The organism is Corallococcus sp. AB038B (genome assembly GCF_003668955.1).
Classification (GTDB): Bacteria; Myxococcota; Myxococcia; order Myxococcales; family Myxococcaceae; genus Corallococcus; species Corallococcus exiguus.
This window is the reverse complement of the sequence record NZ_RAWO01000012.1, coordinates 209,021-233,855: the sequence shown is the minus strand read 5'-3', so window position 1 is coordinate 233,855 and position 24,835 is coordinate 209,021. Positions and strand designations below refer to the sequence as shown.

Below are 24,835 nucleotides of genomic sequence, written 5' to 3'. Positions count from 1 at the left end.
GCGACAAAAGCCAAGGGGGCGGGAGGATTTCCTCCGGCCCCCTTCGTGTTTTCAGCCGACGGTGACCTTGCGGACGCCCCGAGCTTCCAGGAGCGCGGGAAGCCGTTCGCGCTGGTCGCCCTGCAGCACCAGCGCGTCCTCCTCCACCACGCCACCGCAGCCCAGGCCGCCCTTGAGCGCCTTGAGCCAGGTGTCCAGCTGGGCGGCGGGCAGCCCCAGCTGCTCCACCACCGTCACCTCCTTGCCGCCCCGGCCCTTGCGCTCCATGCGCACCACGGCGCGCGCGGGGCCCTTGGGCTCCGGCTTCTCCCGGGGCGGAGGCGGAGGCGGCCCGGCGGGCAGCGCTTCCCGCTGCGCGGACAGGGCGGCGAAGGGGTTGTTGAAGGGCCCCGGCGGCGGGGCCTCGTCCTTCTTGTCGCGCTTGCCCATGACGTCCTTCGCGCTCCTGACCCGTTACGGGTGGGCGTGGCCCTCGTGGCCGGGGGAGCCGGTGCCCCGCGAGCGCGGAGGCGGCAGGGCGCCGAAGGCGGGGGCGTCGGGGTTTCCGCTCGCCAGCACCAGCGCGTAGATGAGCGGCGCGAACGGCGGCACTTCACGGCCGTTCACCAGCACCAGCGGCGTGCCCTGGATGTTGAAGCGCATGGCGTACTCGACATCCTGGCGCAGCTTCCCGATGGTCTCCGGCGCAGTCATGCACGCCTCCAGCTGCGGGCGCGCCACGGAGCCGGAGCTGGCGATCTCCATCACCTTGTCGGTGTCCAGGAAGGCCTGCGCGGCGAAGAGCCGCTCGCGCAGCGTCCAGAAGTCCTTCGCGCCCTCCAGGCACACCGTGGCCCGGGCCGCGGCGCAGCGCACGCTGAGCGCGTCCGGCCCGCGGTTGGGGATGGCCGGGTTGCACTGGCCATCCAGCGGGAACTGCCGCGCCTCCACGGACAGCATGCCCTGGGGCGCGTGCTGCTTGATGGCGGCCAGCTCCTCCACCAGCATCTTGCAGTGGGGGCACTTGCTGTCGGTCCACTCCAGCACCTTCACCGGCGCGTCCGCCGGGCCGTAGAGGGCGCGCGACGGATAGGCCGCGAGCTTCGGCGTGGCCGCGCGGTACACGGCGAGCGCATCCGACAGGAACTGGCGCTGCTGCGGCTCCAGGCTGGCGATGAACTCGCCCAGCGTGGCGGGCGGCGCGGGCGGAGGCGGCGGCATGGGGGAGTTGGAGCCGGACGTGTTCGGCGCCGGCGTGGAGGCCACCGGAGGCAGGAAGGCACCGGCCTTCGGCGCGTGCGGCGTGGCCCGGCCGGGCATCAGCATGGCCACGAAGGCGACGGCGGAGATGCCCACGGTCCACTTGAGCGTGTCGCCCCACTCGCCCGCCTGGGGCATCAGGGGGCCGGGCAGGCCGCGCCAGGCCACGCCGGTGAAGACGAGCACCAGCGCGTAGGTGCCCATGCAGGTGGGGCACACCACGCCCAGTTGGGCGCTGACGGCGGCGAAGACGATGATGGAGACGACGCCCGCGACCGCCAGCAGGCGCAGGCCGTTGGTGGCCGGGCGCACATCGCGGCCCGCCTTGGCCCACGCGAGGTACAGCGCGGAGAGGCCCACGGCGGCCAGTCCCCACACCAGGCCCAGGCCCGCGATGGGGATGCCCAGCGTGTCGTGCACGGCGCTGGCGAAGTCCGAGTTCCAGACGGTGGCGCAGTTGACGGTCTCGCTGATGCTGCAGGCGGTGGAGCCACCCGCGCGCACCGTGAGCAACTCCAGCCATTGATAGACGGCGAGCCCGCTGGTGACGAGTCCCAGCACCAGCAGCGCGAGTGCGCCACGGGTGGGAACGGGGGCGGCCGGGGTCGGGGCCTTCTTGCTCATGCGTGCTCCGGAGGGGGGGTCATCAGGACGAGGAGGCGGGCGTTGTCCGGGCCGTCATTGACGACGCCGTGTTCGATGCCCGCGGGGGCGAAAAGGGTGGAGCCGGGGCCATGCGCCGCTTCCTCGTCGCCGATGCGGAAGCGGCAGCTTCCCTCCAGCACGAGGTACACCTTGTCGGACGTGGCATGCCGGTGGGGCTTCTGCGCCTGGCCTGGGGCCAGGCAGTAGACGTCGAGGAAGAAGCGACCCGACTGGAAGACGGAGTGCTTCTGGAGCTTCTCTAAGGAGAAACCCTGGAAGGCCGAAAGCTGCTTCACATCCATCGTGGCATCCGCTCCTGCGCCTCTATATAGCGACGGGCATGGAACCGCTGACGCTGCATTTTGTTCACGAGCAGGTGGGTGCCCGCTTCATTTCGGTGGGCGGCCGCGAGGTCGTGGCCGGGTATGGAGACGTAGGCGCGGAGTATGGCGCGGCCCGTGACGCAGTGGCACTGCACGATGCGTCCTACCGCGAAATCCTCCGGATAACGGGGGAGGATCGCGCCTCCTTCCTCCACGGCATGGTGACCCAGGAGGTGAAGAACCTCCCGGTGGGCTTGGCCGCCTATGCCGCCCTCATCACGGTGAAGGGCGCCATGGTGGGAGATGCACGCATCCTCAAGCGGGAGGACGACCTCCTGCTGGACCTGGAGCCCGGCCTGGGCGCCAAGGTGCGGGAGTTCCTGGAGAAATACCTCATCTCCGAGGACGCCGAGCTGCACGACGGCACCCCGGACCAGGGCTGGCTCAAGCTGCTCGGTCCCCGGACGGCCCAGGTGCTGGCCGCCGTCCCGGGCGGCCCCTCGGAGCTTCCGGCGCCCCTGTCCAGCCTCAAGGCCACCCTCGCCGGGCAGGAGGTGTGGTTGCTGGGGACGGCGCTGCCGGGCGGGCTGTCCGGCGTGGACGTGCTGGTGCCGCGCGCGGGGCTGGAGGCGGTGTGGGCGGCGCTGGTCCAGGCCGGCGGGGAGCACGGGCTGAAGCCGCTGGGGTTCGACGCGCTGGAACTGGTGCGGGTGGAGGCGGGGGTGCCGCGCTACGGGCAGGACATGGTGGACACCACCATCCCCCTGGAGGCGAACCTCACCAACGCCATCTCCTACAACAAGGGTTGCTACATCGGGCAGGAGGTCATCGCCCGGGCCACCTTCCGCGGGCAGATGAACCGCAAGCTGGCGGGGCTGCTGCTGGGTGAGAAGGACGTGGCGCCCGGCACGGAGCTGCGCCGCGGAGAAAAGAAGGTGGGCTGGGTCACGAGCGTGGTGACGTCCCCGGTGAAGGGTCAGCGGGTGGCGTTGGGCTACGTGCACCGTGACTCCCTGGAGCCGGGCACGGAGCTGACGCTCGGTGGGGAAGGCGCGGGCACCGTCACGGTGGCCGCCCTGCCCTTCACCGCGGCGTGACGCGTCCCGGCGTTCAATTCCTTTCAGATCCGGGCCAGCCTGTCTGCCCTTGAGAGCATGGACAACGCAAGGATGGGATTGCCGTACATCACGGCAATCACCCCAAAGGACCATTCCATGCGTTTGTCATTCATCGCGGCATTGCTGTCGGTGGGCTTCTTCGCGGGCTGTGGCGGAGTGGTGCAGGAGGCGCAGGAGGCGGAAGTGACGGCCATGGCCCCACCGCCCTGTGAGCGCGCCTGCATCACGCTCTACAACCACTGTATGCGGACCGCGACGACGCCCGAGCAGCAGGCCTGGTGCGTGGAGGACCAGGACCTTTGCTTCCAGGGCTGCGACCTGGGCGCGGCGCCCGTGCGGGTCCAGGCGCTGCCGCCGTGCCAGGACGCCTGCTACAAGGAGTTCCTGAGCTGCGCGAGGGCCGCGAAGACGCCGGAGGACGCGCTCGAGTGCGTTAACACGCGCAACGACTGCTACCAGGCCTGCGAATAAAGCCCCATTCAGGTCGACTCCACCTCTCCAAGCAGCCACACCTCCGTTCCTGCGGGAAGGTCCTGCTTGGAGAGCGTGCGGAAGCAGAGCACGTGCTGAGGCCGTGACCGGAACGAGCCGAGCGGGATTTGCGCGAGCGCGATAGCAGACAGAATGTCGCCATCCGGCCGCCGTAACGCGACATTGAGTTCCATCTGGACCCGCGTCCCCAGGTCCACATCGGGCACGACAAGGATTCCGCGCCCCTGGATGTCGAAGGTGGCCTCGACCACCAGCAGGCGTCGTGCACCGGGAACAGGAGCGCTCATGGGGGACGCCTTCCCCACAGGCCACGCAGCAGCGCGAGCGGCACTTCCACGATCAACAGCATCAGGGCGAACAGGAGCGCCAGCGCGATGGGCCCCAGCACGATGCCTCCGACCAGGCCCGCCGCCGCCCAGCCGAGTCCGGAGCCGAAGCCCCAGACCGCGCCGGTCACGCCGCCCAAGAAGGCTCCCAGGAGGACAGTCAGTTCAATCAGGGTCATGGGGGAGTCTCGCTGCAACAACCGTGCATCAGGAGCGCTCCCGGGGAAACATCCCCCGCAGGTCGCGCAGCACCGCGCGCGGCCCTTTCGTGACCAGCGTCATCAACATCCACAGGACCATCAGCAGCACGATGGTGAGGATGGGCCCCAGCACGACGCCTCCGACGAGTCCCGCCGCCGCCCAGCCGATTCCCGACCCGAAGCCCCACACCGCCCCCACCACGCCTCCAATGGCGGCCCCCACGAGCATCACGGGTTCAAGGAGGGTCATTGGGGATTCGCGTCGCAGTACACGTACTTCGTGCCGGTGGAGCAGCCCATGACGGCGCACTGCGGGTCCTTCTGGGCCTCCTGGTCCTTCTGGATGAGGGCCTGGAGGTCGTCCTTGTTCGCGCAGGACAGACACTGCACCTGCGGCTCCACTCCGCCGCAGCAACCACATCCACAAGCCACGTAGGTCGCTTTGCAGTCCAGCGGCGCCTTCGCTTGCACACCGTACTCGGCGGACTGGCAGCCCCACCCCAGCGCGCCCGCCAGAAACAGCCCCATGAGCATTCGCATGGAGTGAAGATAGGCGATGCATGCCGCCCTGGCAGCCCGCCTCATCTCACGCAACCGTGATAGACTTTCAATCCCTGAAAGACGGGCCAACTCCAACCGGGGCGGACAATGCGAAATCGCATCATCGGCGGACTTCTGTCGTTGGGACTGCTGGCGGGCTGCGGCGGTGTCGAAGCGGACGCGGACGTGGGAGAGGAGACCCCACTTTCGACGCGTGAGGATGCGCTGGACCTCTGCGCGGCCACCTTCCACGTCAAATACTACAGCGATGCCACCTATACGACGCAGGTGGGCAGGGAGATCTGCCTGGTCTGCAATCGGCAGGTGGGCCGGAGCGGCATCCGGACCCCGTTCCGGGAATGGATCATGGAGCTGCAGGTGTGCGAGCCGTACGACCCCTAGCCCACCGGAGCGGTAGCCCGGCCGCGATGCTTCGCGGCCGGGTCACTCGCGAAGCTAGATGCGCCCTTCGGCCTTCTGCGCGCGCTCGATGCTCTCGAACAGGGCGCGGAAGTTGCCGCCGCCGAAGCCCTGGTCGCCCTTGCGCTGGATGATTTCGTAGAAGAACGGGCCCGCGTCCGCCTGCTTGTAGAGGCTCGCCGCGTCCTTCATGAAGATCTGGAGCATGTAGCTGCGCTCCTTGTCACCGTCGATGAGCACCTCCAGGTCGCGCAGGACGTTGATGTCCTCGTCGATCTTCTTGATGCCCATGTTCTGGATGCGCTCCGGCAGCGCGTCGTAATACGAGCCCGGCGTGGGCATGAACTGGATGCCCGCGTTCTGCCGCATGTCCTTCACCGAGGACAGGATGTCCTTCACCGTGATGGCCAGGTGCTGCACGCCGTCACCGCGGTGGTCCTCGTTGAAGATGTTGATCTGGCTGGCCTTGAAGAACGGGAACTTGGGCTCGTTGTTCGCGAACTTCACGCCGCTCTTCGGATCCCACATCACTTCCGACTTCAGGCCGCTGCCGTGGTCGCGCTTCTGCTGCGACGCCACGTCCTCGGTGTGGAACTCGATGTGCCAGAACTTCTCGAAGCCCATCACGTGCTCCATCCACAGGAGCATGGGCTTCATCGTCTGGAAGTTCGACGTGACGTGATCCAACTTGTCGAAGCCGTACTTGTTCTGGCCGCCCTTGGGCTGCGCGTGCACCTTGAAGCCCGGGTAGATGGACTTGTAGTTGTCCCGCTGCAGGAAGCGGAACGTGGTGTCGCCGAACGGCGTCGTGATGGAGAAGAACGACAGCTTGCCGCCCGCGTCGTCCGTGAAGCGCTGGATCTCCGTGATGAACGTGGCGCCGCGCTGCTCCAGCAGCTTGAACGCCTTCTCCACGTCCTCCACTTCGAAGTTCAGCGTGCCCACGCCGTCCGGGTGCTTGCGCAGGTAGCGCCACGCGCGGCCACCCTCACCCACGGGCTGGCTCACGACGAGGGCAATCTCACCCGCCTGGAACAGCGCGGACTTCTGCTTGCCGTGCGCGTCCAGCTCCGGCCCGGACACCGCCACCTCCGCGAAGTCCAACCCCTTCGTGTAGAACTGGCGGCTGCGCTCCAGGTCATGCACGTACCAGTGGATGCTCTCCAGGGCCTTGATGCCCAGCGATTCCTGCTTGGCCATGTCGCTGACTCCTCGTGGTGAAGAAGATGATGATTTGTGACTACGCCGGCTGCGCGTCGGGCTGCCGGTCCGGCTGCGCCGCCTGGAAGGCGGGGAGTTCGTTGCACGCCGCCTCGATGCGCAGCAGCGTGGGATAGGGCTTCAGGTCTACTCCGAACCGGCGCGCCCCGTAGAGCTGCGGAACCAACAGCACGTCCGCGAACGACACTCCGTCCCCCACACAATAACGCCCCGCCGTCGCCTGCACCGCCGCCTCCAGCGCCGTCAGCCCGTGCGCGTTCCAGTGCGCCGCCCAGGCCTTCTCGTCCGCCTTCAGCTCGTTCTTGATGCGCAGCGTTACCGACGTGTTCTGCAACGGCTGCATGCCGGCGTTCACCATCTCCGCCAGCATGCGCGCCTTCGCGCGGAGGTACGCGTCGCCAGGCAGGAGGGCAGGCGAGGGCACGCGCTCCTCCAGGTATTCCAGGATGGCCATGGACTCGGACAGCTTGCGCGCCTGCCCGTCCGCTTCCGTCCACTCCAGCGTGGGCACGCGGGCCATGGGGTTCACCGCTCGGTAGTCCGCGGAGTTCTGCTGGCCGCCGTCCTTGAGCAGGTGCACCGCCAGGTACTCGAAGGGGAGCCCCTTCCAGTTCAGCGCGATGCGCGCACGCCAGGACGCGGAGGAGCGCCAGTAGCTGTGCAGCTTCAGGTTCTTCATGGCGCCTTCACCACCGTCTGCGAGATGCGGCCGAAGAGGCTGTGCCCCTCGCCATCCAGCATCTCGATTTCGATGGTGTCGCCGGGCTTCATGAAGGACGTCTTCGGCTTGCCCTCGTCGATGGTTTCAATCATCCGGCGCTCGGCGAGGCACGAGATGCCGCGAGCGCGGTCCTCGTTGGACACCGTGCCGCTGCCCAGGATGGTGCCCGCGGTGAAGGCGCGCGTGCGCGTCAGGTGCTGGATGAGGTCACGGAAGGAGAAGTGCATCTCCGGGCCCGCGTCCGCGTCGCCCACGAGCTGGCCGTTGAGCGTGCTGCGCATGCGCAGGTGCACGCGGCCGTCCATCCACGCTGTTCCCAGCTCGTCCGGCGTCAGCGCGAAGGGGCCGAACGCGGTGGCGGGCTTGCTCTGGAAGAAGCCGAAGCCCTTGGCCAGCTCCTCCGGGATGAGGTTCCGCAGGGACACGTCGTTGGCGATCATCACCAGCTTGATGTGCTTGTCCGCGCCCTCGGCCTTCGTGCCCATGGGCGTGTCGCCCAGCACGACGCAGACCTCGCTCTCGAAGTCCAGGCCCCACGCCTCGTCGCGCAGCGGGATGTCCTGCGTGGGCGCGAGGAAGTCGCCGGAGCCGCCCTGGTACACCAGCGGATCCGTGCGCAGCGTGGCCGGCGGCTCCGCGTTGCGCGCCTTGCGCACCAGCATCACGTGGTTGATGTACGCGCTGCCGTCCACCCATTCGTAGGCGCGCGGCAGGGGCGCGTGGAGCGCCTTCACGTCCAGCGGACGGCTCTGCACCGCGCTGGCTTCCAGCTGCTGCGCCAGCGCGCGCAGCTGCGGCTCCTTCGCGTCCCAGTCATCCAGGGCCGCTTGAAGCGTGAGGGCCACGTTGGTGGCCAGCGCGTAGGCGGAGTTGTCCCGCTTGACGACGACGAGCCGCCCGTCGCGAGTTCCGTCCTTGAGCGTCGCGAGCTTCAATTTCGCGCTCCTCGGCGGCCTGTGGGGAGGAAGGGGGAGGCCGCCTGACCCGACGGGCTTTTCCGCCGGGCAACCAGGCGAGTCAAGCACGCCCGTTGAACGCGGCGCGGCATCCTTCCTCCCACCAGCAACGTTGCTGGCCGCTCGCATTCGCGTGGCTGTCGGCTGAAGGACGATGCGCGGGCCTCCACACGCCAGGGCGTCGTGGAAACCCACGTGTTCGCCTGTCGGGCCGCCTGCTCCACGAACGGACAGGGGGCACCAGGGGACAGGGGCGGGAAGCGGGAGCGTGCCGACTGTTCAAATCCCGAGCAACTCGCGCACGGCGCGGGCCGCTCCCCCCTGGCAGGGACCCGGGCGGAAACCCAGCTTGTGGAAGAGGGACATCCGGCCGACCACGCCGCCGGGGCGGCGCGGTTTGGGGGCTCGCGAGGGCATTGAATGGCGCAAGGCTTCCAACAGGCCGGCGACACCCCCAGGGAGCCACACCCGGGCCAGCGGCTGGGCAACCGCTACGAGCTGCGCCAGCGGGTGAAGGCCGGCCGGGGCATCTCCACCTGGCATGGGTTGGACCTGCTCACGCACGAGCGCGTGCTGGTGAAGGTCACCGCCCTGTCCGCCTTCGTCCCCACGTCCCGCCACAGGCTGGAGCACGAGGCGGAGGTGCTGTCGCGGCTGCACAGCCCCGCGCTGGTGCCCGTGCGCTACCTGGGCACCTTCGACGAGCTGCTCTACCTGGTCACCCCGTGGGTGGATGGCGAGACGCTGGCGGAGCGCCTGCGGCGCGGCCCGCTGTCCCTGCCAGAAGCCATCGTCCTGGGTCAGCGCCTGCTGAAGGCGCTCGCGGAGGCGCACCGCGAGGGCATCCTCCACCGCGACGTGAAGCCCTCCAACATCCTGGTGCGCGACTTCCCGCTGTCCGCCGCGTGGCTCACCGACTTCGGCCTGTCGCGCAGCGAGCGGTTGGACCCATCCCTGCGCGACCTGCCCGTGGGCACCGCGCGCTACATGTCGCCGGAGCAGGCGGGGCTCATCAACCGGCCGGTGGAGGCGCCGTCGGACCTGTACGCGGTGGGCCTGGTGCTCTTCGAGGCGCTGTCCGGCCGCCCCGCCCTGGAGGGCGCGACGGTGGGCGAGGTGCTGCGCCTGCACCTCACCGCGCACCCGCGCCTGAGGCCCGTGGGCGTGGAGGTGCCGCTGGCGATGGAGGAGCTCATCGCGCGGCTGAGCCAGACGGACCCGCGCGACCGCTACCAGTCCGCGGACGCCGCGCTCGCGGACCTGAACGCGCTGGAGGCCGCGCTGTCCCGGGGTGAGGCGGAGCCCGCGCTCGTCACCGGCGCGCACGACCACCGCCAGAGCCTCACCGAGCCGTCCTTCGTGGGCCGCCGCGAGGAGCTGACGACGCTGGAGCGTGAGCTCGAGCACGCGCGCGAGGACGGCTCGCGCGCGGTGGTGGTGGAGGGCGAGTCCGGCGGCGGCAAGAGCCGGCTGTTGGAGGAGTTCTCCGCCCGGGCCTCGAGCCAGCGCGCGTGGGTACTGCATGGGCAGGCGCAGGACCAGGCCGCGCAGCGCCCCTTCCAGCTCTTCGCGGGCGTGGCGGAGGGCATCGCCGCCGCCGCGCGCGCGGAGCCCGCGCTGGGCGCGCTCCTGCGGGAGAGGCTCGCGGGCCAGGAGGCCGGCCTGTGCACGGTGCTGCCCCGGCTCACGGAGGTGCTCGCCCCGGACTCGCGGACGCCGCGGTCCCAGGGGCTGGGGCCGGAGTCCCTGAGCGAGAGCCGCAGCGTGTGGAGCCTCACCTCGCTGTTGAGCGCGCTGGGCACACCGGAGGCGCCCGCGGTGGTGGTGCTGGAGGATTGCCAGTGGGCGGACACGCTCACGCTGCGCGCGCTGGAGGCGTGGTCGCAGGGCCGGCGCGCCGGGGACGGGCGGCTGCTGCTCATCGTGTCCTTCCGCAGCGAGGACATCCACGCGGACCACGTGCTGAGGCGCCTGGCCCCGTGCGCGCACCTCAAGCTGTCCGCCTTTGGCGCGGCGGAGGTGGCGCTGCTGGCGGAGTCCATGGCCGGCGTGCTGCCGCAGGAAGCCGTGGAGCTGGTGACGCGGCTGGCGGAGGGCAATCCGTTCATGGCCTCCGCGGTGCTGCACGGGCTGGTGGAGGACGGTGTCCTCATGCCCGGCCCGGACGGCTGGCGGGTGCAGCCGGAGGCGATGGCGCACGCGCGCTCGTCGCGCCAGGCGGCCACCTTCCTGGTGCGGCGCCTGCGCCTCCTGCCGCCGGAGTCCCTGCACGTGCTCAGCGTGGGCGCCGTGCTGGGCAAGTCCTTCGACGCGAGGGCGGTGGCGGCCCTCTCCGGCACGCCGCTGGACGCCGTCACCACCGCGCTGGAGCCCCCGCGCCGCCGGCACATGCTGTGGACGGAGGCCACGCGCTTCACCTTCGTGCACGACAAGCTGCGCGAGGTGCTGCTGGACCTGCTCTCCCCGGAGGAGCGCCGGGAGCTGCACCGGCTGGCCGCGAGGGCCGCCCAGCAGTTCGTGCCCACCGACCCGTTCGAGCTGGCCTACCACTTCGACGCGGCGGGTGAGCGCGCGCAGGCCCTGCCCTACGCGCTGGTGGCCGCGGAGCAGGCGCGCCAGCGCTTCTCGCTGGACAGCGCGGAGGTGAACTACCGCATCGCCGAGCGCGGCGCTTCAGGCGCGGACGCGCACACCCGCTACCGCATCGCGTCCGGGCTGGGCACCGCGCTGATGATGCGCGGCCGCTATGACGAAGCTCAGCAGCAGCTGGAGGCCGCGCAGGCCCTGGCGCGCGACCGGCTGGAGCAGGGCCGCACGCTGGGCCACCTGGGCGAGCTCGCCTTCAAGCGAGGCCAGACGGTGCAGGCCAACGCCTACCTGGAGCAGGGCCTGAAGCTGCTGGGCCGCTGGGTGCCGCCCGGCACGCTGACCACCGGCGCCAGCGCGGCGTGGGAAATCCTCACGCAGGCCGCGCACACCGTGGCGCCGCGCCTGTGGTTGGGGCGCAAGTCCCTGGCGCGGGGCGAGGAGGACCTGCTCGCGGTCAACCTCTACAGCCGGCTCGCGTACGGCTACTGGTACCAGCGGGGCCGCGCCGCGGTGCTGTGGGCACACCTGCGAGACATGAACCTGGCGGAGCGCTACCCGCCCACGCCGGAGCTGGCGCAGGCCTACTCCGCGCACTCGCCCGCGCTCACCACCCTGCCCTGGTTCCAGCGCGCATACGCGTACGCGGAGAAGTCATTGGCCCTGCGTCAGCAATTGGGCGACGTGTGGGGCCAGGGCCAATCGCTGCACTTCTACGGTCTGGCCCTCTACGCCTCGTCTCGCTTCAAGGAGTGCATCGAGAAGTGCCGCGAGGCAGTGCGCCTGTTGGAGCGCACCGGCGACCCGTGGGAGGTGAACAACGCCACCTTCCAAATCGCCATGTCGCTCTACCGCCTGGGCCGCCTGAAGGAGGCCGCGGCGGTGAGCCAGAAGCTGCACGCGGCGGCGCTCGCGTTGGGGGACCGGTACTCGCTGCGCCTGGGCCTGGAGGCGTGGGCCAAGTCCACCGGGGGCCGCATCCCCGCGGCGCTGCTGGAGACGGAGCTGGCGGCGCCCACCGCCACCGACCCGCAGTCCTTCGCGGGCGTGCTCCAGGCGGAAGGCCTGCGCCTGTTGCGTGAGAACGAACCCGCGCGCGCCGCGGTGGTGCTGGAGCGCGCCGAGCGCGTGGCGGAGGACGCGCACCTGCGTCAGGAGTACGTGGCCCCCATCACCCCGTGGCTCGCCACCGCGCGCAGGCGACTGGCGCAGCAGGCCAGCCCCCTCAATCCCAGGCAGCGCGAACGGCTTCTGAAAGAGGCGGATGGCGTGGCGAAGCGCGCCCATGACGTCGCGCGCACCTACCGCAACAACCTGCCCCATGCGCTGCGCGAGCGCGGCCTGATGTGCGCGCTGCGAGGCCGGCCCGCGCGGGCCCGCAAGTACCTGGACGAAGCCCTGCGCGTGGCCGAACAGCTGGAGATGCGCCAGGAGCGAGCGCTCACGCTCCAGGCCCGCGGCGAGGTGGCCCGGGTGCAGGGCTGGCCCGGTGCCGCGCGCGACCTGGAGACGTCGGCGCGTGAACTGGAGGCCATGGAGGACGGCCTGAACAAGGGGACGGAGCACGGCACCGGCGTGGAGACGCTGTCGCTGGTGGACCGCTTCCCGCGCGTGCTGGAGGTGGGGCGCAGGCTCGCCTCCGCCCTGTCGCGCGAGGCCGTCTTCGAGACCGCGCGCCAGTCCATGCAGGAGCTGCTGCGCGCGGAGCGCTGCGCCGTGGTGGATCCGCGCGCGGTGGTGTCCGAGGAGGACGCGAAGAACCAGGGCCTCAGCCGCACCGCGCTCGCACGCGCGCTGGAGACCGGCCGCATCACCGTGCTGGGCCAGGGGCTGCCCGGCGGCATCAGCGAGAGCATGGAGCTGCTCGGGGTGCGCTCGCTGCTGTGCGCGCCCCTCCAGGTCCGAGGCAAGACGGTGGCGTGCGTGGTGGCCAGCCACCGCAAGGTAGGCTCGCTGTTCGGCGAGGACGAGGAGCGCCTGGCGTCCTTCGTGGCCATCCTCGCGGGCGCGGCGCTGGAGAACGCGGAGAACTTCGAGCGCGTCGCCGCCCTCTCCGAGGAGCAGGGCCGCCTGTACCGGGAGGAGCAGGAGGCCGTGCGCCGGCGCGACGACTTCCTGTCCATCGCGGCGCACGAATTGAAGACGCCGCTCACGTCGCTGCAGCTGCACATCCAGGGGCTCCAGGCCAAGGCGAAGGGCGCACCCATGCCTCCGGAGAAGCTGACCGCGAAGCTGGAGTCCGCCTACTCGCAGACGCAGCGGCTGGGGAAGCTGGTCAACGACCTGTTGGACATCTCCCGCATCGCGCAGGGCCAGCTGCACATCAAGCGCGAGGACGTGGACCTGGTGGCGCTGGTGCGCGGCCAGTTGGAGCGCAGCCGCGAGGCCCTGGTCCGCGCCGAGTGCGAGGTGCGCTTCCACGCCAGCGAGCCACGCCTCATCGGTCACTGGGACGCGCTCCGGATGGAGCAGGTGGTGGGCAACCTCCTGACCAACGCCATGAAGTACGGCGCGGGCAAGCCGGTGGAGGTGACGCTGGACGGCGACGCGACGGACGTGCGCCTGGAGGTGCGCGACCACGGCATCGGCATCGCGGAGGAGGACCGGGCGCGCATCTTCGAGCGCTTCGAGCGCGCGGTGTCCGTGCGCCACTACGGCGGCTTCGGCCTGGGCCTCTGGATTGTCCGCGAAATCGTCCAGGCGCTGGGCGGCAACATCGACGTCGCCAGCGCCCCGGAGCAGGGCTCCACCTTCACCGTCACCCTGCCCCGCTCCGGCTCACCGATGCACTGACTAGCGGCGCGTCACTTCCAGGTAGATGACGTTGTCCTGCGAGTCGCGGAACAGCCGCACGTTGTCCACCTGCTCCAGCGGCGTCTCCGACAAGAGGTCGCGCATGCCGTCCTCATCCCGGTAGGTGAGCCACCAGTCCATGAAGGCCTCCATGTAGCCCGTCTCCGGCGGGTGCACCGCGAAGTTGGCCACCAGCAGGCGTCCGCCCGGGCGCAGCATCTGGAAGAGCAGCGCGGTCAGGCGCGCGGCCACGGAGTCCGACAGGTAGTCGTACAGCCCGGCGGAGTACGCGAAGTCCAGGTCCTGGAACGCCACCTTGCCCGCGAGCAGCGAGCGGACCGAGCCGCACACCGGCCGCACGATGCCGCCCGGGTGCAGGCGCGAAATCTCCGCCAGGCTCACCGGGTCCTGGTCGAACGCGATGAGCTCCTGGAGCCGGCGCTCCGCCACCGCGCGCGACGCCTCCGCCTCCCGCAGGTGCCCGCACGCCACCGACAGCACGCGCCCGTCGGGACGCCGCCCGGCCGTCTCGTCCATCATCCGAGCGAGCAGCTCCCGGCGCTCGCGCACGCTCCGCGCGGACGGCTGCCCGTGCATGTAGCGGTAGATTTCGCGGCCTGCGTGCAGTTCGTCCGCCGCGTGGTCCATGTAGAGGTAGTCGATGAGGGCCGCGTCACCCGCGTAGCCGCGTGGCCGTTCGAAGGCGTGCCGGGTGAAGGGGCACTGGTGCAGGAAGGGACGCATGGGGTGCTTGCGCGCCAGCTCCTGACAGAAGCGCTTCCACACCTCCGGGCTCCACTGCCGCCGCCGATGGATGAGCCCCCCGTGAAGGGCGGTCATCCCGGCATGCAGCGTCTCGTCCGGGCCCTCCATCATCCGGGAGTGCAGGCTGTCCAGCCACTCGCGCGCCTCCGTGAACGCTTCCTCTGGTGGAGGCGCCTCTTCCCGGGGGGCATTCACCAGGACGAGGTGGTTGGCTTCAGGCGCGACTGGAAGAGCCGCGCCGTGGACCGACAGGATGGGCTGGCGCATGGGCATCATCCTGACAACCTGGGAGTGGGGGTCATTCACTTCCCACGCCCGCGCCTTTCGCCAGGCCCGTCTCCAGCCAGCCGGCCGGGGCTCCCCTGCACCACCCGGCCCACACCGGCCGCACGTGGCGTGACGCAGCGGGTCCGCGTGGCCCTCCAGGCACGGTTCTACCCGCAAGGTCCGACAATCCCCGCCCTGGGGGAGGGATTGCGGGGGGCGCGGTATCCGGCGACAGGCACTGCGGTTAGGATGGCGCGCCCCGCCTGGAAGAGAGCCGCAAGCCGCGCATGAAGATTGAAATCGCCCACCTGCCCCACGACATCATCGAGATCATCTATCCGTCGGAAGTGACGCCGAAGGACGTGACCGAGTACGTCGAGCAACTGAAGAAGGACATCACCGCCCGCGGGGGCTCGGAGTGGTCCGCGCTGGTGGACCAGTCCAAGTTGCGGGTGATGCCCTCCACGGTGGTGGGGGAGATGGCCCGGCTGAACGCCTACGCCCAGCAGCGCGGCATGAAGCGCTCCGCGCGCGTGGTGAGCGACCCCGGCAGCGGCCTCCAGGCGTGGCGCATGACCAAGAACGCCGGCCTCACCATCCCGGCGAAGACCTTCGAGACCCGCTCCGAGGCCCTGTCCTGGCTCGAAGCTCCCGACGCGGACTGAAAGCAGAACCCCCGACATCCCCTACCCCCCGGTCCTTCCATGCGACCGCACGGGTCCGTCTACGTCTTCCAGTAACACCCCCTTTCTTCGCTGTATCTGTCGCCGTACCCGTCAGGAGTCACCCCGCATGTCCGTGTCCGCCCCCGCCCGCCGCGCGAAGCTGCTCGGCACCCTGTTCTGTACTCTCACCGCCCTGGCCTGCGGGCCGGCTCCCGAGTCCGGTTCGCCGGAGCAGCAGCCCGCGCTGAACGAGTCGAACGCGCCGGTCGTCTACGGCAACGACGACCGCATGGAAGTCTACGCGCACCCCAGCGCGACCCTGCAGGACCGGGCGCGTCAGTCCACCGTGGCGCTGCTGACGCCGGACTTCATCGACGCCTCGAACCCGAACAACATCATCGTGGACCAGACGCCGCTGAGCGAGTGGGAGGGCCTGTGCACCGACCAGCGCTTCTACAACGACCCGGCGCCGGCCTTCTGCTCGGGCACGCTCATCGACGATGACCTGGTGCTGACCGCGGGCCACTGCGTGACGAGCGCGGCGGAGTGCGCCGACACGCGCTTCGTCTTCAAGTTCTACAAGACGTCGGAGAACACGCTGGAGACCATCACCAGCCAGGACGTCTTCTCCTGCAAGAGCATCGTGGTGCGCCGGCAGTCGTCGAACAGCGCCGGCGACCTGGACTACGCCATCATCCGGCTGGACCGCTCGGCGGCGCCGCGCTTCACCCCCGCTCCGGTGCGCGCGGGCAACACCGCGATGACCGTGGGGCAGAACGTGGCCGTCATCGGCAGCGGCAGCGGTCTCCCGGTGAAGATCGACTCGGGCGGCTCCGTCCGCACGATCAACTCCGGCCTCAAGGACTACTTCGTCGCGACCACGGACACCTTCGCGGGCAACTCCGGCTCCGCCGTGTACGAGACGGCCACCAACACCATCGCGGGCATCCTGGTGCGCGGCGACGAGGACTACGTGCTGCGCTCGGGCCAGGGCTGCTACGAGGTCAACGTGTGCTCGGAGACGGGTTGCGGTGGTGAGGAGATCACCTACGTGAACCAGGCCATCACGGCGTTCTGCGCGGCCAACACCAACGTGCGGCTGTGCAACACCACGCCGCCCCCGGTGACGAACTACGTCTTCACCGCGTCCAACACCTCCAGCGCCACGCGCAGCACCGTCAACGGCACGGTGACGCTCAAGGTCGGCGACAAGCTCACCGTGGGCACCTGCGGCGTCACCGGCGCGGCCCTCACCAGCGGTGACTCCTTCCTGCGCCTGCGCGGCCCGACGGGCACGGAGGTCGCCTCCAACGACGACGGCTGCGGCAGCGGCTACGGTTCGAAGATCACCTACACGGCCAGCGTCGCGGGCACCTATGAAGTCCGCGCCGGTTGCTACCAGGCCGGCAGCTGCGCCGGCACGGTGGCGTGGGAGATTGTCTCGGGCGGCACGACGACGCCCACGGGCAGCACCCAGGCCTTCAACGTCAGCGACACCGCCAACGCCACGCGCAACACGCAGAACGCGAACGTGGACATCGCCCCTGGCCAGACGCTGACCTTCGGCAGCTGCGGCGTGGGGAGCGCGACGGGCACCGGTGACACGGTGGTGCGCCTGTTCAACGCCGCCGGCCAGCAGGTGACGTTCAACGACGACGCCTCCGGCTGCGGCTCGCTGTCCCGCGCGTCCTACACCGCGCCGGCGAGCGCGGGTGGCACGTACCAGATTCGCGTGGGCTGCTTCGGCAGCGAGGCGTGCAGCGGCACGCTGGCCTGGACCCTCCAGTAGCCTCCCGCGTCCGAGCTGTCCTTCCGGGCCTGTCGCTCCCTCGTGATACGGGGAGGGACGGGCCCGGTGTCTTTTGGCGCCCAGCCGCTCCTGCCCCGGGGGCTTCCCTCCCCACCCGAGGCTTGACACCTTGGAGGGCGAGGTCTAACGCAAGGCGCCATGAGCACACCCCGCTTCCCGCCGTCGCCCCGCCGCCCCGTGAGCACCGAGGGTCCGCTGCGAGTCCTGCTGCTGGAGAACATCCACGCCTCGGCCCAGGAGATGCTGAAGGTGGAGGGTTTCGAGGTGGAGCGGCTGTCCGCCGCGCTCAAGCCAGAGGACCTGGCGGAGCGGCTCAGGGGCGTGCACCTGTTGGGCATCCGCAGCAAGACGACGGTGCCGGAGGAGGCGCTGAAGTACGCGGAGGACCTGCTGGCGATTGGTGCCTTCTGCATCGGCACCAACCAGGTGGACCTGCTCGCCTCCAGCGTGCATGGCGTGCCGGTGTTCAACGCGCCGTTCAGCAACACGCGCAGCGTGGCGGAGATGGTGTTGGCGGAGGTGGTGGTGCTGACGCGCCAGCTCTTCGACCGCAGCCGCGAGGTGCACACGGGGCAGTGGCGCAAGGTGGCCACGGGCAGCCACGAGGTGCGCGGCAAGACGCTGGGCATCATCGGCTACGGGCACATCGGCTCGCAGCTGGGTGTGCTGGCGGAGGCGCTGGGCATGCGCGTCCTCTACTACGACGTGATGACGAAGCTGCCCCTGGGCAACTCGCGGTCGGTGGCCACGCTGAACGCGCTGCTGGCGGAGTCCGACTTCGTGACGCTGCACGTGCCGGCGCTGGCCTCCACTCACATGTTGATGGGCGCGGAGCAGCTGGCCGCCATGAAGCCGGGCGCGTGCCTCATCAACGCCAGCCGCGGCACGGTGGTGGACATCCCGGCGCTGGCGCAGGCGCTGCGCTCCAAGCACCTGGGTGGCGCGGCGGTGGACGTGTATCCGGAGGAGCCGGAGGGCAATTCCGACGGCTTCGTGACGGAGCTGCAGGGGCTGCCCAACGTGGTGCTGACGCCGCACATCGGCGGGTCCACGGAGGAGGCGCAGGCGTCCATTGGCAAGGAGGTGGCCACGTCGCTGCTCAAGTTCGTGAAGGGCGGCGCGACGACGGGCGCGGTGAACTTCCCCAACGTGGAGGCGCCCATCAACCCGGGCACCCACCGCATCATCAACGTGCACCGCAACACGCCGGGCGTGCTGCGTGACATCAACCGCATCGTGTCCGACCTGAACGCCAACATCCACGCGCAGGTGCTGAGCACGGATGCGAACGTGGGCTACCTGGTGATGGACCTGGACCAGGACGTGTCCCGCCAGGTGTGCGAGGCCATCGCCGGGCTGGAGACGGACATCAAGACGCGCATCGTGTCCTGAAACGCCGGGCGCCGGACCGCGCCCTCAGGCGTCCAAAATCTTCCCCGGGTTGAGGATGCCCGCGGGGTCCAGGGCGCGCTTGAGGGTGCGCAAGAGCTCCATCTCACCGGGCGCGCGCGTGTAGTCCAGGTAGTCCTTCTTGAGCAGACCGATGCCGTGCTCGGCGGAGATGCTGCCGCCGTGCTTGCGCACGAGGTCGAACATGGCGTGGTCGGACTGCTTCGCGTGGGCGAAGAAGTCCGCCTTCTCCACCGCGTCCGGCTTCATCACGTTGACGTGCAGGTTGCCGTCACCGATGTGGCCGAAGAGGCAGATCTCCCAGCCCGGGTAGCGGCTGGCGAAGATGGCATCCAGCTCCGCGCAGAACGCCTCCAGGTTCGCCACCGGCAGGGAGATGTCGTTCTTGTGCAGCACGCCCGTGGCGGACAGGCTCTCGCTGATGGACTCGCGCAGGGACCACAGCTCCTGTGCCTGCGCCGCGCCCTGCGCCTGGGTGCCGTCGGTGACGAGCCCGCGCTCGAAGAGGGAGCCGAGCCACGCCTCCACCGCCGCCGGGTCACCGCCCTCGGACTCCAGCAGGACGTAGCAGCCGCTGGAGGCCTCGAAGGGCGAGCGCAGCTTGCGGTGGCGCTGCACGCGGGCCAGGCACTTGTCGGTGAAGAACTCGTAGGTGGAGAGCACCAGCGGCGCCTGGCGCGCGTCGCGGAACAGCCGCAGCACCGCGGCCACGTCCGGCACCGCGAAGAGGAAGACATCTTGCTTGCCGGGCAGCCGCGTCAGCTTGAGCGTGGCCTCCGTGATGACGCCCAGCGTGCCCTCGCTGCCGATGAAGAGCTGGCGCAGGTCCGCGCCGGTGTTGTTCTTCTCCAGCGCGCCGTTGAGCTCCAGCACCTGCCCCTGCGCCGTCACCACCTGGAGGCCCAGCACCCACTGCCGGGTGAGGCCGTAGCGGATGACCTTCACGCCGCCCGCGTTGGTGGCGATGTTGCCGCCCACGGTGCTGCTGCCCTTGGACGCGAAGTCCACCGGCCAGGTGAGCCCGTGCGGCGCGCAGTGCTGGTGCACTCCTTCCGTCACCGCGCCGGCCTGCACGCGCACCGTGTTGCCCAGCAGGTCCACGGGCTCCATGCGGGTCATCCGCTTGAGCGACAGCACCACCTCGCCGTGCATGGCCACCGCCCCGCCCGCCAGGCCCGTACGCCCGCCGGAGGGCACCAAGGCAACGCGGTGCTGGTGGCACAGGGCCACGAAGCGGGCCACCTCCTCCGTGGTGCGAGGGAAGACCACCGCACCCGGCGCCGGGGCGTACACGCGCGTCCAGTCGCGGCCGTACTCCTGGAGCTCCGCGGGCTCCCGGGTGAGGAAGTCGGCGGGGAAGGACTCGGCGATGGCGCGGAGGAAGTCGGCGGGCAGCGCGGGGGTGGACATGGGTCCAAGGCGTATTGCAGCCCCTGGGGCCTGACAAGCCCGGCAGCAGGCCGGTGCGGGAAAACAAGCCAAGGAATCCAATGCACTCCGTATAGGGCTCGACGCCGCACCCCCGTCGCGGCCCCGACCTACCGAGGAACCGCTCATGTCGTCGCTCCGCGCACTCGCCCTGCTTGCCACCCTGGCCCTTGCCCCGGCTTCGGCCCTCGCGGAGCCGGAGGACGCCATCTTCGGCGTGAACTACGTCTTCACGAGCGTGGATGCCTACACGGCCGGCTACGGCCATTTCGTCGTCACCGGCGTCGTCGCGGGGGAGAGCACGCCCCGCGTCATCCGTTTCTCCGGTTATGGGCTCAGCCTCCAGGACGCGGATCGGTGTGACCGGTTCGCCCTGATCGCCATGACCCGGCCCGGACGCTACCAATTCAGTTACTTCCAGGAAGCTCCCAACCAATACCCGACCTGCACGCTGACCCGTATGTAGCCCCGGCTCCTGCCATGAAGACGTGGGTGTGCATGATGAGGGCATGGGTGTGGCTTGCCCTGGGGCTCCAGTTGGGCTGCGGTGGCGACGTGGGTCCCCGGGATCTGGACGGTGACGGCCATCCGGCGGAGCTGGACTGCGATGACACGAACCCCACCGTGTGGCGGGCCGTCACGGGCTACGCGGACACGGACGGCGACGGCTTCGGCGACACGGCCCAGCCCGTCACCTGCGTGGGCGACACGACGAAGGGCTGGACACAGCAGGCGGGCGACTGCGCGCCTGGGGATGCCACCCGCTGGCGCCTGGTGCCGGGCCTGTACCCGGACGCGGACGGAGATGGGGCCACGGGCACGGGGCCGGTGACGGCCTGCGTGGGGGCCACGCTCGCGGGTTACCAGGAGCAGCCGGGCGCGCCGGACTGCGATGACGGGGATGCGGAGGTGTCCGCCCTGTCGGTGGTGTGGGCGGACACGGACGGGGACGGCGTGGGGGCGGGGATGCCCATCGACTGGTGCCCGAGCCGGGGACGTCCGCCGCCCTCGGGGTACGCGCTCACCGCGGGCGACTGCGCGCCCGGGGACACGGGCCGCTGGAGGATGCTCCCCTTCACGTACCGGGACGCGGACGGGGACGGCTTCGCCGTGGCGATGGAGGGCACGGTGTGCTCGGGCGAGCAGCCGCCCCCCGGCTACGACACCGTGTCCGCCCCAGAGGACTGCGACGACCGCAACGCCCACCTCACGGTCCGGGTCCAGCGCTGGTTGGATCCGGACGGGGACGGCTACGGCGACGGTGCGCCGGTGCTCCGCTGCGTGGGTCCTGGGGAGTCCGCGCCGGGAGAGACCTTCCAGGGCGGGGACTGCGCGCCGGGTGACAGCACCCGCTGGCGGCCCCTGTACTACGCCTCGCGGGATGAGGACGGCGACGGACGCTTCTCACGCTCGGCGGGCGCGGTGTGCAGTGGCTTCTGGTTGCCCCAGGGCTATTCCTCCACGGAGCGCGACGACGACTGCGACGACACGGACGCGGCGCGGTTCCACGTCTGGAGCGTCTACGCGGACGAGGATGGGGACCGCGTGGGTTCCGGCACGGCCTCCACCGTCTGCGCCGGGACGACCCTGCCCGCCGGATACTCCACGCAGGCCACGGACTGCGCGCCCCAGGACACCACCGCGTGGCGGATGATGGGCTTCACCCACCGCGACGCCGACGGCGACACGTACACCGTGGCCCAGAGCGGGGAGGTGTGCGCGGGAACGGCCCTGCCCGCGGGCTACGGCACGAAGCCGCTGTCCGGTGAGGACTGCGACGACACGAACGCCTCCCTCTACCGGAACATGACGGCCTACGCGGACACGGACGGGGACGGCGTGGGCGCGGGCCCGGCGACGGTCCTCTGCACCAACGGCCAGCTTCCCGCCTCCTGGTCCGCCAGGGGCACGGACTGCGCCCGGCAGGACGCGACGCGCTGGCAGAACGTGACGGCCTTCCACGCGGACCGCGACGGGGACGGCTTCACCGCGCCCATCCCCGTGGAAACCCTCTGCATCGGGAAGACCCTGCCCCTGCCCTACTCCTTCAAGGCCGTGGGCAATGACTGCGACGACACCGACGTGGCTCGCTACCGGTGGACCTACCTCTACCGTGACCAGGATGGCGACGGCGTCGGGGCCACGCCCCGGCAGATGTTGTGCCTCGGTTCGTCGGCGTTCGCCGGCTGGTCGCGGTACGGCGATGACTCGGATGACCACGACGCCGCCGTCCAGACGGACGAGGCCGCGGAGGAGGAGCTGAGCCTCATCCTGGACCTGTGAGCCCTACGCCTCGAGGAAGGCCAGCAGTGCTTCGTTGATGACGTCCTGGTTGACGGAGCACATGCCGTGGCTGAAGCCGGGGAAGACCTGGAGCTTCGCGCCCTTCACGAGCGCGGCGGTGAGGCGCGCCGAGTCGTCGATGGGGACCATCTGGTCGTCATCGCCGTGCATCACCAGCGTGGGCACGTCGATGCGGGCCAGGTCGGCGCGGAAGTCCGTCTCGGAGAAGGCCTTGATGCAGTCGTATTCGGCCTTGAGGCTGCCCATCAGGCCCTGGAGACGGAAGCTCTCGCGCAGCCCTTCCGACACCTTCGCGCCGGGCCGGTTGAAGCCGTAGAACGCCAGGCTCAGCTCCTTGAAGAAGCTGGAGCGGTCCCCGCGCACGCCCGCGCGGATGTCGTCGAAGGCCTCCATGGGCACACCATTCGGGTGCCAGTCCGTCTTGAGCATGATGGGCGGCACCGCGCCGATGAGCACCGCCTTCGCCACGCGCCCGGTGCCGTGGCGCCCGATGTAGCGGACCACCTCACCACCGCCCGTGGAGTGGCCCACGTGGACGGCCTTGCGCAGCCCCAGCGCGGAGGTCAGCTCCGCCAGGTCATCCGCATACGTGTCCATGTCGTGGCCATCCCACGGCTGGGAGGAACGCCCGTGTCCCCGGCGGTCATGGGCGAGGGTGCGGTAGCCGCGCTCGGACAGGAACAGCATCTGGCCCTCGAACGCGTCGGACGTGAGCGGCCAGCCGTGCGAGAAGACGACGGGCGGACCCTCCTCCGGGCCCCAGTCCTTGAAATAGAGCTGGGTGCCATCGCGCGTGGTGAGGAAGCTGCCGGAGATTCTTCCCGTCTGCGTTTCACTGGTCATGTGCCCGTCCTTCGCGGTGGCGAGTCCAACCGTCTGCGACGGTCCGTATTTCCCCTCGATGCCGGGCATTGCGCGTTGGGGGTCAGGCCCTCAGTGTCGCTGACCCGGGCCCGCGTGGCCGTCATCCCCGTTGCGGTGCCAGTAGGACGCGGCCTTGACCCACTCCGCCGGCTGGCCACGCTCTTCGATGACGTAGGTCCGCAGCTCGCGCACCCACTCCGCCTCGCCCGCCAGCCACACGAAGCCATCCCCCGGCGGAGGCGTGAACTTCGCCAGCTCGCGCCGCAACAGCGCGCCATCTCCGGGCCCCGGCTCTCCACGCACCACCCAGGTCGGGTGCCAGGAGGCCTTCGTGACGAAGGTCTGCTGCTCGGACGCGTTCGCCACGACCGCCACGGTCGTCACGGGCACGCCCGGGCGCAGCAGCTCCACCCGGCGGCCGAGCGCCGGCAGCGCGCTCTCATCCCCCACCAACAGGTACCAGTCGAAGTCATCGGGCACGAGCTGTGAGCCCTTGGGTCCACCAATCTCCAGCGTGGAGCCGACCTTCGCGCCAGCCGCCCATTCCGTCGCGGGTCCGGAGCCGTGCAGCGCGAAGTCGATGGTCAGCGTCTGGCCGCGGTTGTCATAGGCGCGAGGCGTGAAGTCACGCATCACCTGCTCCCCCGACTGAGGGAAGAACAGCTTGATGTGGTCATCCGGCGACGGGCTGTTGAAGTCCGCCAGGTCGGGCGACGCGAAGTGGATGCGCCGCATGCGAGGCGTCACTGACTCCACGCCACTGACGACCAAGCTGCGCCGCCGCAGCTCGTGGCGCACGCGGACGATTTGATGCAGGTCCTGGGTGCTCATGAGCGGAGCCTCTCGATCTTCTGCGCGGCCTCGTCGATCAACGCCGCCACATCGAGCACGACCTTCTTGTCGACGCCGGGCGACAGCGTGTCGAACAGCACGCTCTTCAGGTTCTGCATCGCGCGCCGGACTGGAGCCGCGTCCGTGCGCTCGCGAAGCTCACCGGCCTCCGCGAGCCGTCGCAGCAGTCCCTCCACTACTTTCGCGTTCTCCGCGAGCAGCGCCTTGCCCTGCGCCGTGATGGCGAAGAGCTTGCGCTGCGTGTCCGTCGTATCCGGCTCGCCCACCAGCTCCATGTCCTTGAGCAGGGTGAGCGTGGGGTAGATGACCCCGGGGCTGGGGGCATACACGCCCCGGCTCAAGCCCTCGATGGCCCGGATGAGGTCGTACCCGTGCCGGGGCTCCGCGTTGATGAGGTGGAGCAGGACGAGGCGCAGCTCGCCGCCCTCGAACATCCGATGCCGCCCACCGCCAGGGCCGCCGTGCCGTCCCCGGTGGCCCTCCCCGCGCTCGTGGTGATGCCAGTGCTCCGGGTCGCCCCGGTCTCTTCCGTGTCTGCCGCGCATGTCGTGTCCTCTCAGGGGTTCAAGATATCTTCCAGATGGCTCTGAGATATATCTCAGCATTATCTGGCGCAACCCGATCTGCGGGCACCCTGCCGGGCCAGCCCTCGGGTCATGCGTCGCCCGGTTTGGCTGGCTTGTCAGGGTTGGCCGCTATGAACGGGCGCTGCACACCGCACCGGAGTGCAGCCAGGGGGCAAGAGCGATGGGCAACCGCGGGTGGGCGGTTCGGTGAAGGGCCTGGGAGTGGACGATGCGCGCTGACGTCCTGCTCGGGTGCATGGCACTGCTCCTCACCGGCTGCGCTTCGTTGCCTCCCGGGCCCGGAAGGACGCTGAGCTACACGTC

General features: G+C 70.1%; 24 protein-coding genes. 9 read left to right on the top strand and 15 right to left on the bottom strand.

The features are described from left to right. Window positions 1-51 precede the first annotated feature (51 nt). From D7Y04_RS34200 to D7Y04_RS34190, 3 genes are read right to left on the bottom strand one after another with little or no spacing between them, the layout of a single operon-like run. Window positions 52-429 (bottom strand): translation initiation factor, encoded by a 378-nt coding sequence (locus D7Y04_RS34200; RefSeq protein WP_121762015.1) that lies wholly within the window; start codon window positions 427-429, stop codon window positions 52-54. A 24-nt stretch (window positions 430-453) separates the two neighbouring features. After that, window positions 454-1,863 (bottom strand): thioredoxin domain-containing protein, encoded by a 1,410-nt coding sequence (locus D7Y04_RS34195; protein WP_121762014.1) that lies wholly within the window; start codon window positions 1,861-1,863, stop codon window positions 454-456. Next, window positions 1,860-2,186 (bottom strand): cupin domain-containing protein, encoded by a 327-nt coding sequence (locus tag D7Y04_RS34190; RefSeq protein ID WP_121762013.1) that lies wholly within the window; start codon window positions 2,184-2,186, stop codon window positions 1,860-1,862. The genes D7Y04_RS34195 and D7Y04_RS34190 overlap by 4 nt, the downstream gene beginning before the upstream one ends. A gap of 38 nt (window positions 2,187-2,224) precedes the next feature. Here D7Y04_RS34190 and D7Y04_RS34185 point away from each other — a divergent pair, with 38 nt between their 5' ends. Together D7Y04_RS34185 and D7Y04_RS34180 are read left to right on the top strand one after the other, a co-directional pair. Further along, window positions 2,225-3,304, top strand: a complete 1,080-nt coding sequence (locus D7Y04_RS34185) for an aminomethyltransferase family protein (RefSeq protein WP_121762012.1) — start codon at window positions 2,225-2,227, stop codon at window positions 3,302-3,304. Window positions 3,305-3,421: 117 nt separating this feature from the next. Next, on the top strand, window positions 3,422-3,796 hold the full coding sequence (locus tag D7Y04_RS34180; RefSeq protein ID WP_121762011.1) for a hypothetical protein: 375 nt from the start codon (window positions 3,422-3,424) through the stop codon (window positions 3,794-3,796). An 8-nt stretch (window positions 3,797-3,804) separates the two neighbouring features. Here D7Y04_RS34180 and D7Y04_RS34175 read toward each other — a convergent pair whose 3' ends face one another. From D7Y04_RS34175 to D7Y04_RS34160, 4 genes are read right to left on the bottom strand one after another with little or no spacing between them, the layout of a single operon-like run. Continuing rightward, the gene (locus D7Y04_RS34175) at window positions 3,805-4,104 is read right to left on the bottom strand and encodes a hypothetical protein (RefSeq protein ID WP_147454913.1); all 300 of its coding nucleotides are present in this window, start codon (window positions 4,102-4,104) and stop codon (window positions 3,805-3,807) included. Next, window positions 4,101-4,322, bottom strand: coding sequence for a hypothetical protein (locus tag D7Y04_RS34170; RefSeq protein ID WP_121762010.1), 222 nt, complete (start codon window positions 4,320-4,322; stop codon window positions 4,101-4,103). The genes D7Y04_RS34175 and D7Y04_RS34170 overlap by 4 nt, the downstream gene beginning before the upstream one ends. 28 nt (window positions 4,323-4,350) lie before the next feature. Further along, the gene (locus D7Y04_RS34165; RefSeq protein ID WP_147477252.1) at window positions 4,351-4,593 is read right to left on the bottom strand and encodes a hypothetical protein; all 243 of its coding nucleotides are present in this window, start codon (window positions 4,591-4,593) and stop codon (window positions 4,351-4,353) included. Continuing rightward, window positions 4,590-4,871 carry a hypothetical protein gene (locus tag D7Y04_RS34160; protein ID WP_120595726.1) on the bottom strand — a complete coding sequence of 94 codons (282 nt, stop codon included), beginning with the start codon at window positions 4,869-4,871 and terminating at the stop codon, window positions 4,590-4,592. The genes D7Y04_RS34165 and D7Y04_RS34160 overlap by 4 nt, the downstream gene beginning before the upstream one ends. A gap of 120 nt (window positions 4,872-4,991) precedes the next feature. Here D7Y04_RS34160 and D7Y04_RS34155 point away from each other — a divergent pair, with 120 nt between their 5' ends. Next, a complete protein-coding gene (locus tag D7Y04_RS34155; RefSeq protein ID WP_120595725.1) occupies window positions 4,992-5,285 on the top strand; it encodes a hypothetical protein in 294 nt (97 codons plus the stop codon). Between the two features lie 54 nt (window positions 5,286-5,339). Here the strand turns inward: D7Y04_RS34155 and hppD are convergent, their stop codons facing one another. The 3 genes from hppD to D7Y04_RS34140 are packed head-to-tail and all read right to left on the bottom strand — an operon-like array spanning window position 5,340 to window position 8,180. Further along, entirely contained in the window at window positions 5,340-6,503 is a 1,164-nt protein-coding gene (gene hppD / locus D7Y04_RS34150; protein ID WP_121762007.1) for a 4-hydroxyphenylpyruvate dioxygenase, read from the bottom strand. A 40-nt stretch (window positions 6,504-6,543) separates the two neighbouring features. Further along, window positions 6,544-7,203, bottom strand: a complete 660-nt coding sequence (maiA, locus tag D7Y04_RS34145; RefSeq protein WP_120574579.1) for a maleylacetoacetate isomerase — start codon at window positions 7,201-7,203, stop codon at window positions 6,544-6,546. After that, window positions 7,200-8,180: a fumarylacetoacetate hydrolase family protein gene (locus D7Y04_RS34140; protein WP_121762006.1), complete on the bottom strand. Its 981-nt coding sequence runs from the start codon at window positions 8,178-8,180 to the stop codon at window positions 7,200-7,202. The genes maiA and D7Y04_RS34140 overlap by 4 nt, the downstream gene beginning before the upstream one ends. Before the next feature lie 441 nt (window positions 8,181-8,621). On the opposite strand from D7Y04_RS34140, the gene D7Y04_RS34135 reads away from it, so the two are divergent. Beyond that, on the top strand, window positions 8,622-13,580 hold the full coding sequence (locus D7Y04_RS34135) for an ATP-binding protein (RefSeq protein ID WP_121762005.1): 4,959 nt from the start codon (window positions 8,622-8,624) through the stop codon (window positions 13,578-13,580). Here the strand turns inward: D7Y04_RS34135 and D7Y04_RS34130 are convergent, their stop codons facing one another. Then, the gene (locus D7Y04_RS34130; protein ID WP_121762070.1) at window positions 13,581-14,612 is read right to left on the bottom strand and encodes a class I SAM-dependent methyltransferase; all 1,032 of its coding nucleotides are present in this window, start codon (window positions 14,610-14,612) and stop codon (window positions 13,581-13,583) included. A 287-nt stretch (window positions 14,613-14,899) separates the two neighbouring features. Between D7Y04_RS34130 and D7Y04_RS34125 the strand changes: the two genes are divergently transcribed. The 3 genes from D7Y04_RS34125 to serA all read left to right on the top strand — a co-directional run bounded on the left by D7Y04_RS34125 (window position 14,900) and on the right by serA (window position 18,479). Beyond that, window positions 14,900-15,277, top strand: coding sequence for an STAS/SEC14 domain-containing protein (locus tag D7Y04_RS34125; RefSeq protein ID WP_120595722.1), 378 nt, complete (start codon window positions 14,900-14,902; stop codon window positions 15,275-15,277). Between the two features lie 127 nt (window positions 15,278-15,404). After that, window positions 15,405-17,066 carry a serine protease gene (locus D7Y04_RS34120; protein WP_121762004.1) on the top strand — a complete coding sequence of 554 codons (1,662 nt, stop codon included), beginning with the start codon at window positions 15,405-15,407 and terminating at the stop codon, window positions 17,064-17,066. 159 nt (window positions 17,067-17,225) lie between these two features. Beyond that, window positions 17,226-18,479: a phosphoglycerate dehydrogenase gene (gene serA / locus D7Y04_RS34115; protein ID WP_120595720.1), complete on the top strand. Its 1,254-nt coding sequence runs from the start codon at window positions 17,226-17,228 to the stop codon at window positions 18,477-18,479. A 24-nt stretch (window positions 18,480-18,503) separates the two neighbouring features. Here serA and D7Y04_RS34110 read toward each other — a convergent pair whose 3' ends face one another. Next, window positions 18,504-19,907, bottom strand: coding sequence for an FAD-binding oxidoreductase (locus tag D7Y04_RS34110; protein WP_121762003.1), 1,404 nt, complete (start codon window positions 19,905-19,907; stop codon window positions 18,504-18,506). A 145-nt stretch (window positions 19,908-20,052) separates the two neighbouring features. On the opposite strand from D7Y04_RS34110, the gene D7Y04_RS34105 reads away from it, so the two are divergent. Both D7Y04_RS34105 and D7Y04_RS34100 read left to right on the top strand, forming a co-directional pair. Further along, window positions 20,053-20,391, top strand: coding sequence for a hypothetical protein (locus D7Y04_RS34105; RefSeq protein ID WP_121762002.1), 339 nt, complete (start codon window positions 20,053-20,055; stop codon window positions 20,389-20,391). Window positions 20,392-20,423: 32 nt separating this feature from the next. Then, window positions 20,424-22,208, top strand: a complete 1,785-nt coding sequence (locus D7Y04_RS34100) for a hypothetical protein (protein WP_147477251.1) — start codon at window positions 20,424-20,426, stop codon at window positions 22,206-22,208. A gap of 3 nt (window positions 22,209-22,211) precedes the next feature. Here D7Y04_RS34100 and D7Y04_RS34095 read toward each other — a convergent pair whose 3' ends face one another. The 3 genes from D7Y04_RS34095 to D7Y04_RS34085 form a co-directional block, all read right to left on the bottom strand. Beyond that, the gene (locus D7Y04_RS34095) at window positions 22,212-23,072 is read right to left on the bottom strand and encodes an alpha/beta fold hydrolase (RefSeq protein ID WP_121762069.1); all 861 of its coding nucleotides are present in this window, start codon (window positions 23,070-23,072) and stop codon (window positions 22,212-22,214) included. A 90-nt stretch (window positions 23,073-23,162) separates the two neighbouring features. Then, on the bottom strand, window positions 23,163-23,924 hold the full coding sequence (locus D7Y04_RS34090) for a siderophore-interacting protein (RefSeq protein ID WP_121762000.1): 762 nt from the start codon (window positions 23,922-23,924) through the stop codon (window positions 23,163-23,165). Then, complete coding sequence (locus tag D7Y04_RS34085; RefSeq protein WP_233601708.1) at window positions 23,921-24,490, bottom strand: PadR family transcriptional regulator; 570 nt, start codon at window positions 24,488-24,490, stop codon at window positions 23,921-23,923. The genes D7Y04_RS34090 and D7Y04_RS34085 overlap by 4 nt, the downstream gene beginning before the upstream one ends. Window positions 24,491-24,835: the final 345 nt, after the last annotated feature.

Excerpts from the sequence above, each read along its gene's own strand:
- D7Y04_RS34120 (WP_121762004.1), top strand. The coding sequence starts at position 15,405 with ATGTCCGTGTCCGCCCCCGCCCGCCGCGCGAAGCTGCTCGGCACCCTG.
- D7Y04_RS34180 (WP_121762011.1), top strand. The coding sequence starts at position 3,422 with ATGCGTTTGTCATTCATCGCGGCATTGCTGTCGGTGGGCTTCTTCGCG.
- D7Y04_RS34175 (WP_147454913.1), bottom strand. The coding sequence starts at position 4,104 with ATGAGCGCTCCTGTTCCCGGTGCACGACGCCTGCTGGTGGTCGAGGCC.
- D7Y04_RS34105 (WP_121762002.1), top strand. The coding sequence starts at position 20,053 with ATGTCGTCGCTCCGCGCACTCGCCCTGCTTGCCACCCTGGCCCTTGCC.
- D7Y04_RS34200 (WP_121762015.1), bottom strand. The coding sequence starts at position 429 with ATGGGCAAGCGCGACAAGAAGGACGAGGCCCCGCCGCCGGGGCCCTTC.
- D7Y04_RS34110 (WP_121762003.1), bottom strand. The coding sequence starts at position 19,907 with ATGTCCACCCCCGCGCTGCCCGCCGACTTCCTCCGCGCCATCGCCGAG.
- D7Y04_RS34095 (WP_121762069.1), bottom strand. The coding sequence starts at position 23,072 with ATGACCAGTGAAACGCAGACGGGAAGAATCTCCGGCAGCTTCCTCACC.
- D7Y04_RS34130 (WP_121762070.1), bottom strand. The coding sequence starts at position 14,612 with ATGCGCCAGCCCATCCTGTCGGTCCACGGCGCGGCTCTTCCAGTCGCG.
- D7Y04_RS34155 (WP_120595725.1), top strand. The coding sequence starts at position 4,992 with ATGCGAAATCGCATCATCGGCGGACTTCTGTCGTTGGGACTGCTGGCG.
- D7Y04_RS34165 (WP_147477252.1), bottom strand. The coding sequence starts at position 4,593 with ATGACCCTCCTTGAACCCGTGATGCTCGTGGGGGCCGCCATTGGAGGC.
- D7Y04_RS34170 (WP_121762010.1), bottom strand. The coding sequence starts at position 4,322 with ATGACCCTGATTGAACTGACTGTCCTCCTGGGAGCCTTCTTGGGCGGC.
- D7Y04_RS34090 (WP_121762000.1), bottom strand. The coding sequence starts at position 23,924 with ATGAGCACCCAGGACCTGCATCAAATCGTCCGCGTGCGCCACGAGCTG.
- maiA (WP_120574579.1), bottom strand. The coding sequence starts at position 7,203 with ATGAAGAACCTGAAGCTGCACAGCTACTGGCGCTCCTCCGCGTCCTGG.
- D7Y04_RS34135 (WP_121762005.1), top strand. The coding sequence starts at position 8,622 with ATGGCGCAAGGCTTCCAACAGGCCGGCGACACCCCCAGGGAGCCACAC.
- D7Y04_RS34125 (WP_120595722.1), top strand. The coding sequence starts at position 14,900 with ATGAAGATTGAAATCGCCCACCTGCCCCACGACATCATCGAGATCATC.
- D7Y04_RS34160 (WP_120595726.1), bottom strand. The coding sequence starts at position 4,871 with ATGGGGCTGTTTCTGGCGGGCGCGCTGGGGTGGGGCTGCCAGTCCGCC.
- D7Y04_RS34185 (WP_121762012.1), top strand. The coding sequence starts at position 2,225 with ATGGAACCGCTGACGCTGCATTTTGTTCACGAGCAGGTGGGTGCCCGC.
- D7Y04_RS34195 (WP_121762014.1), bottom strand. The coding sequence starts at position 1,863 with ATGAGCAAGAAGGCCCCGACCCCGGCCGCCCCCGTTCCCACCCGTGGC.
- D7Y04_RS34100 (WP_147477251.1), top strand. The coding sequence starts at position 20,424 with ATGATGAGGGCATGGGTGTGGCTTGCCCTGGGGCTCCAGTTGGGCTGC.
- serA (WP_120595720.1), top strand. The coding sequence starts at position 17,226 with ATGAGCACACCCCGCTTCCCGCCGTCGCCCCGCCGCCCCGTGAGCACC.
- hppD (WP_121762007.1), bottom strand. The coding sequence starts at position 6,503 with ATGGCCAAGCAGGAATCGCTGGGCATCAAGGCCCTGGAGAGCATCCAC.
- D7Y04_RS34190 (WP_121762013.1), bottom strand. The coding sequence starts at position 2,186 with ATGGATGTGAAGCAGCTTTCGGCCTTCCAGGGTTTCTCCTTAGAGAAG.
- D7Y04_RS34085 (WP_233601708.1), bottom strand. The coding sequence starts at position 24,490 with ATGCGCGGCAGACACGGAAGAGACCGGGGCGACCCGGAGCACTGGCAT.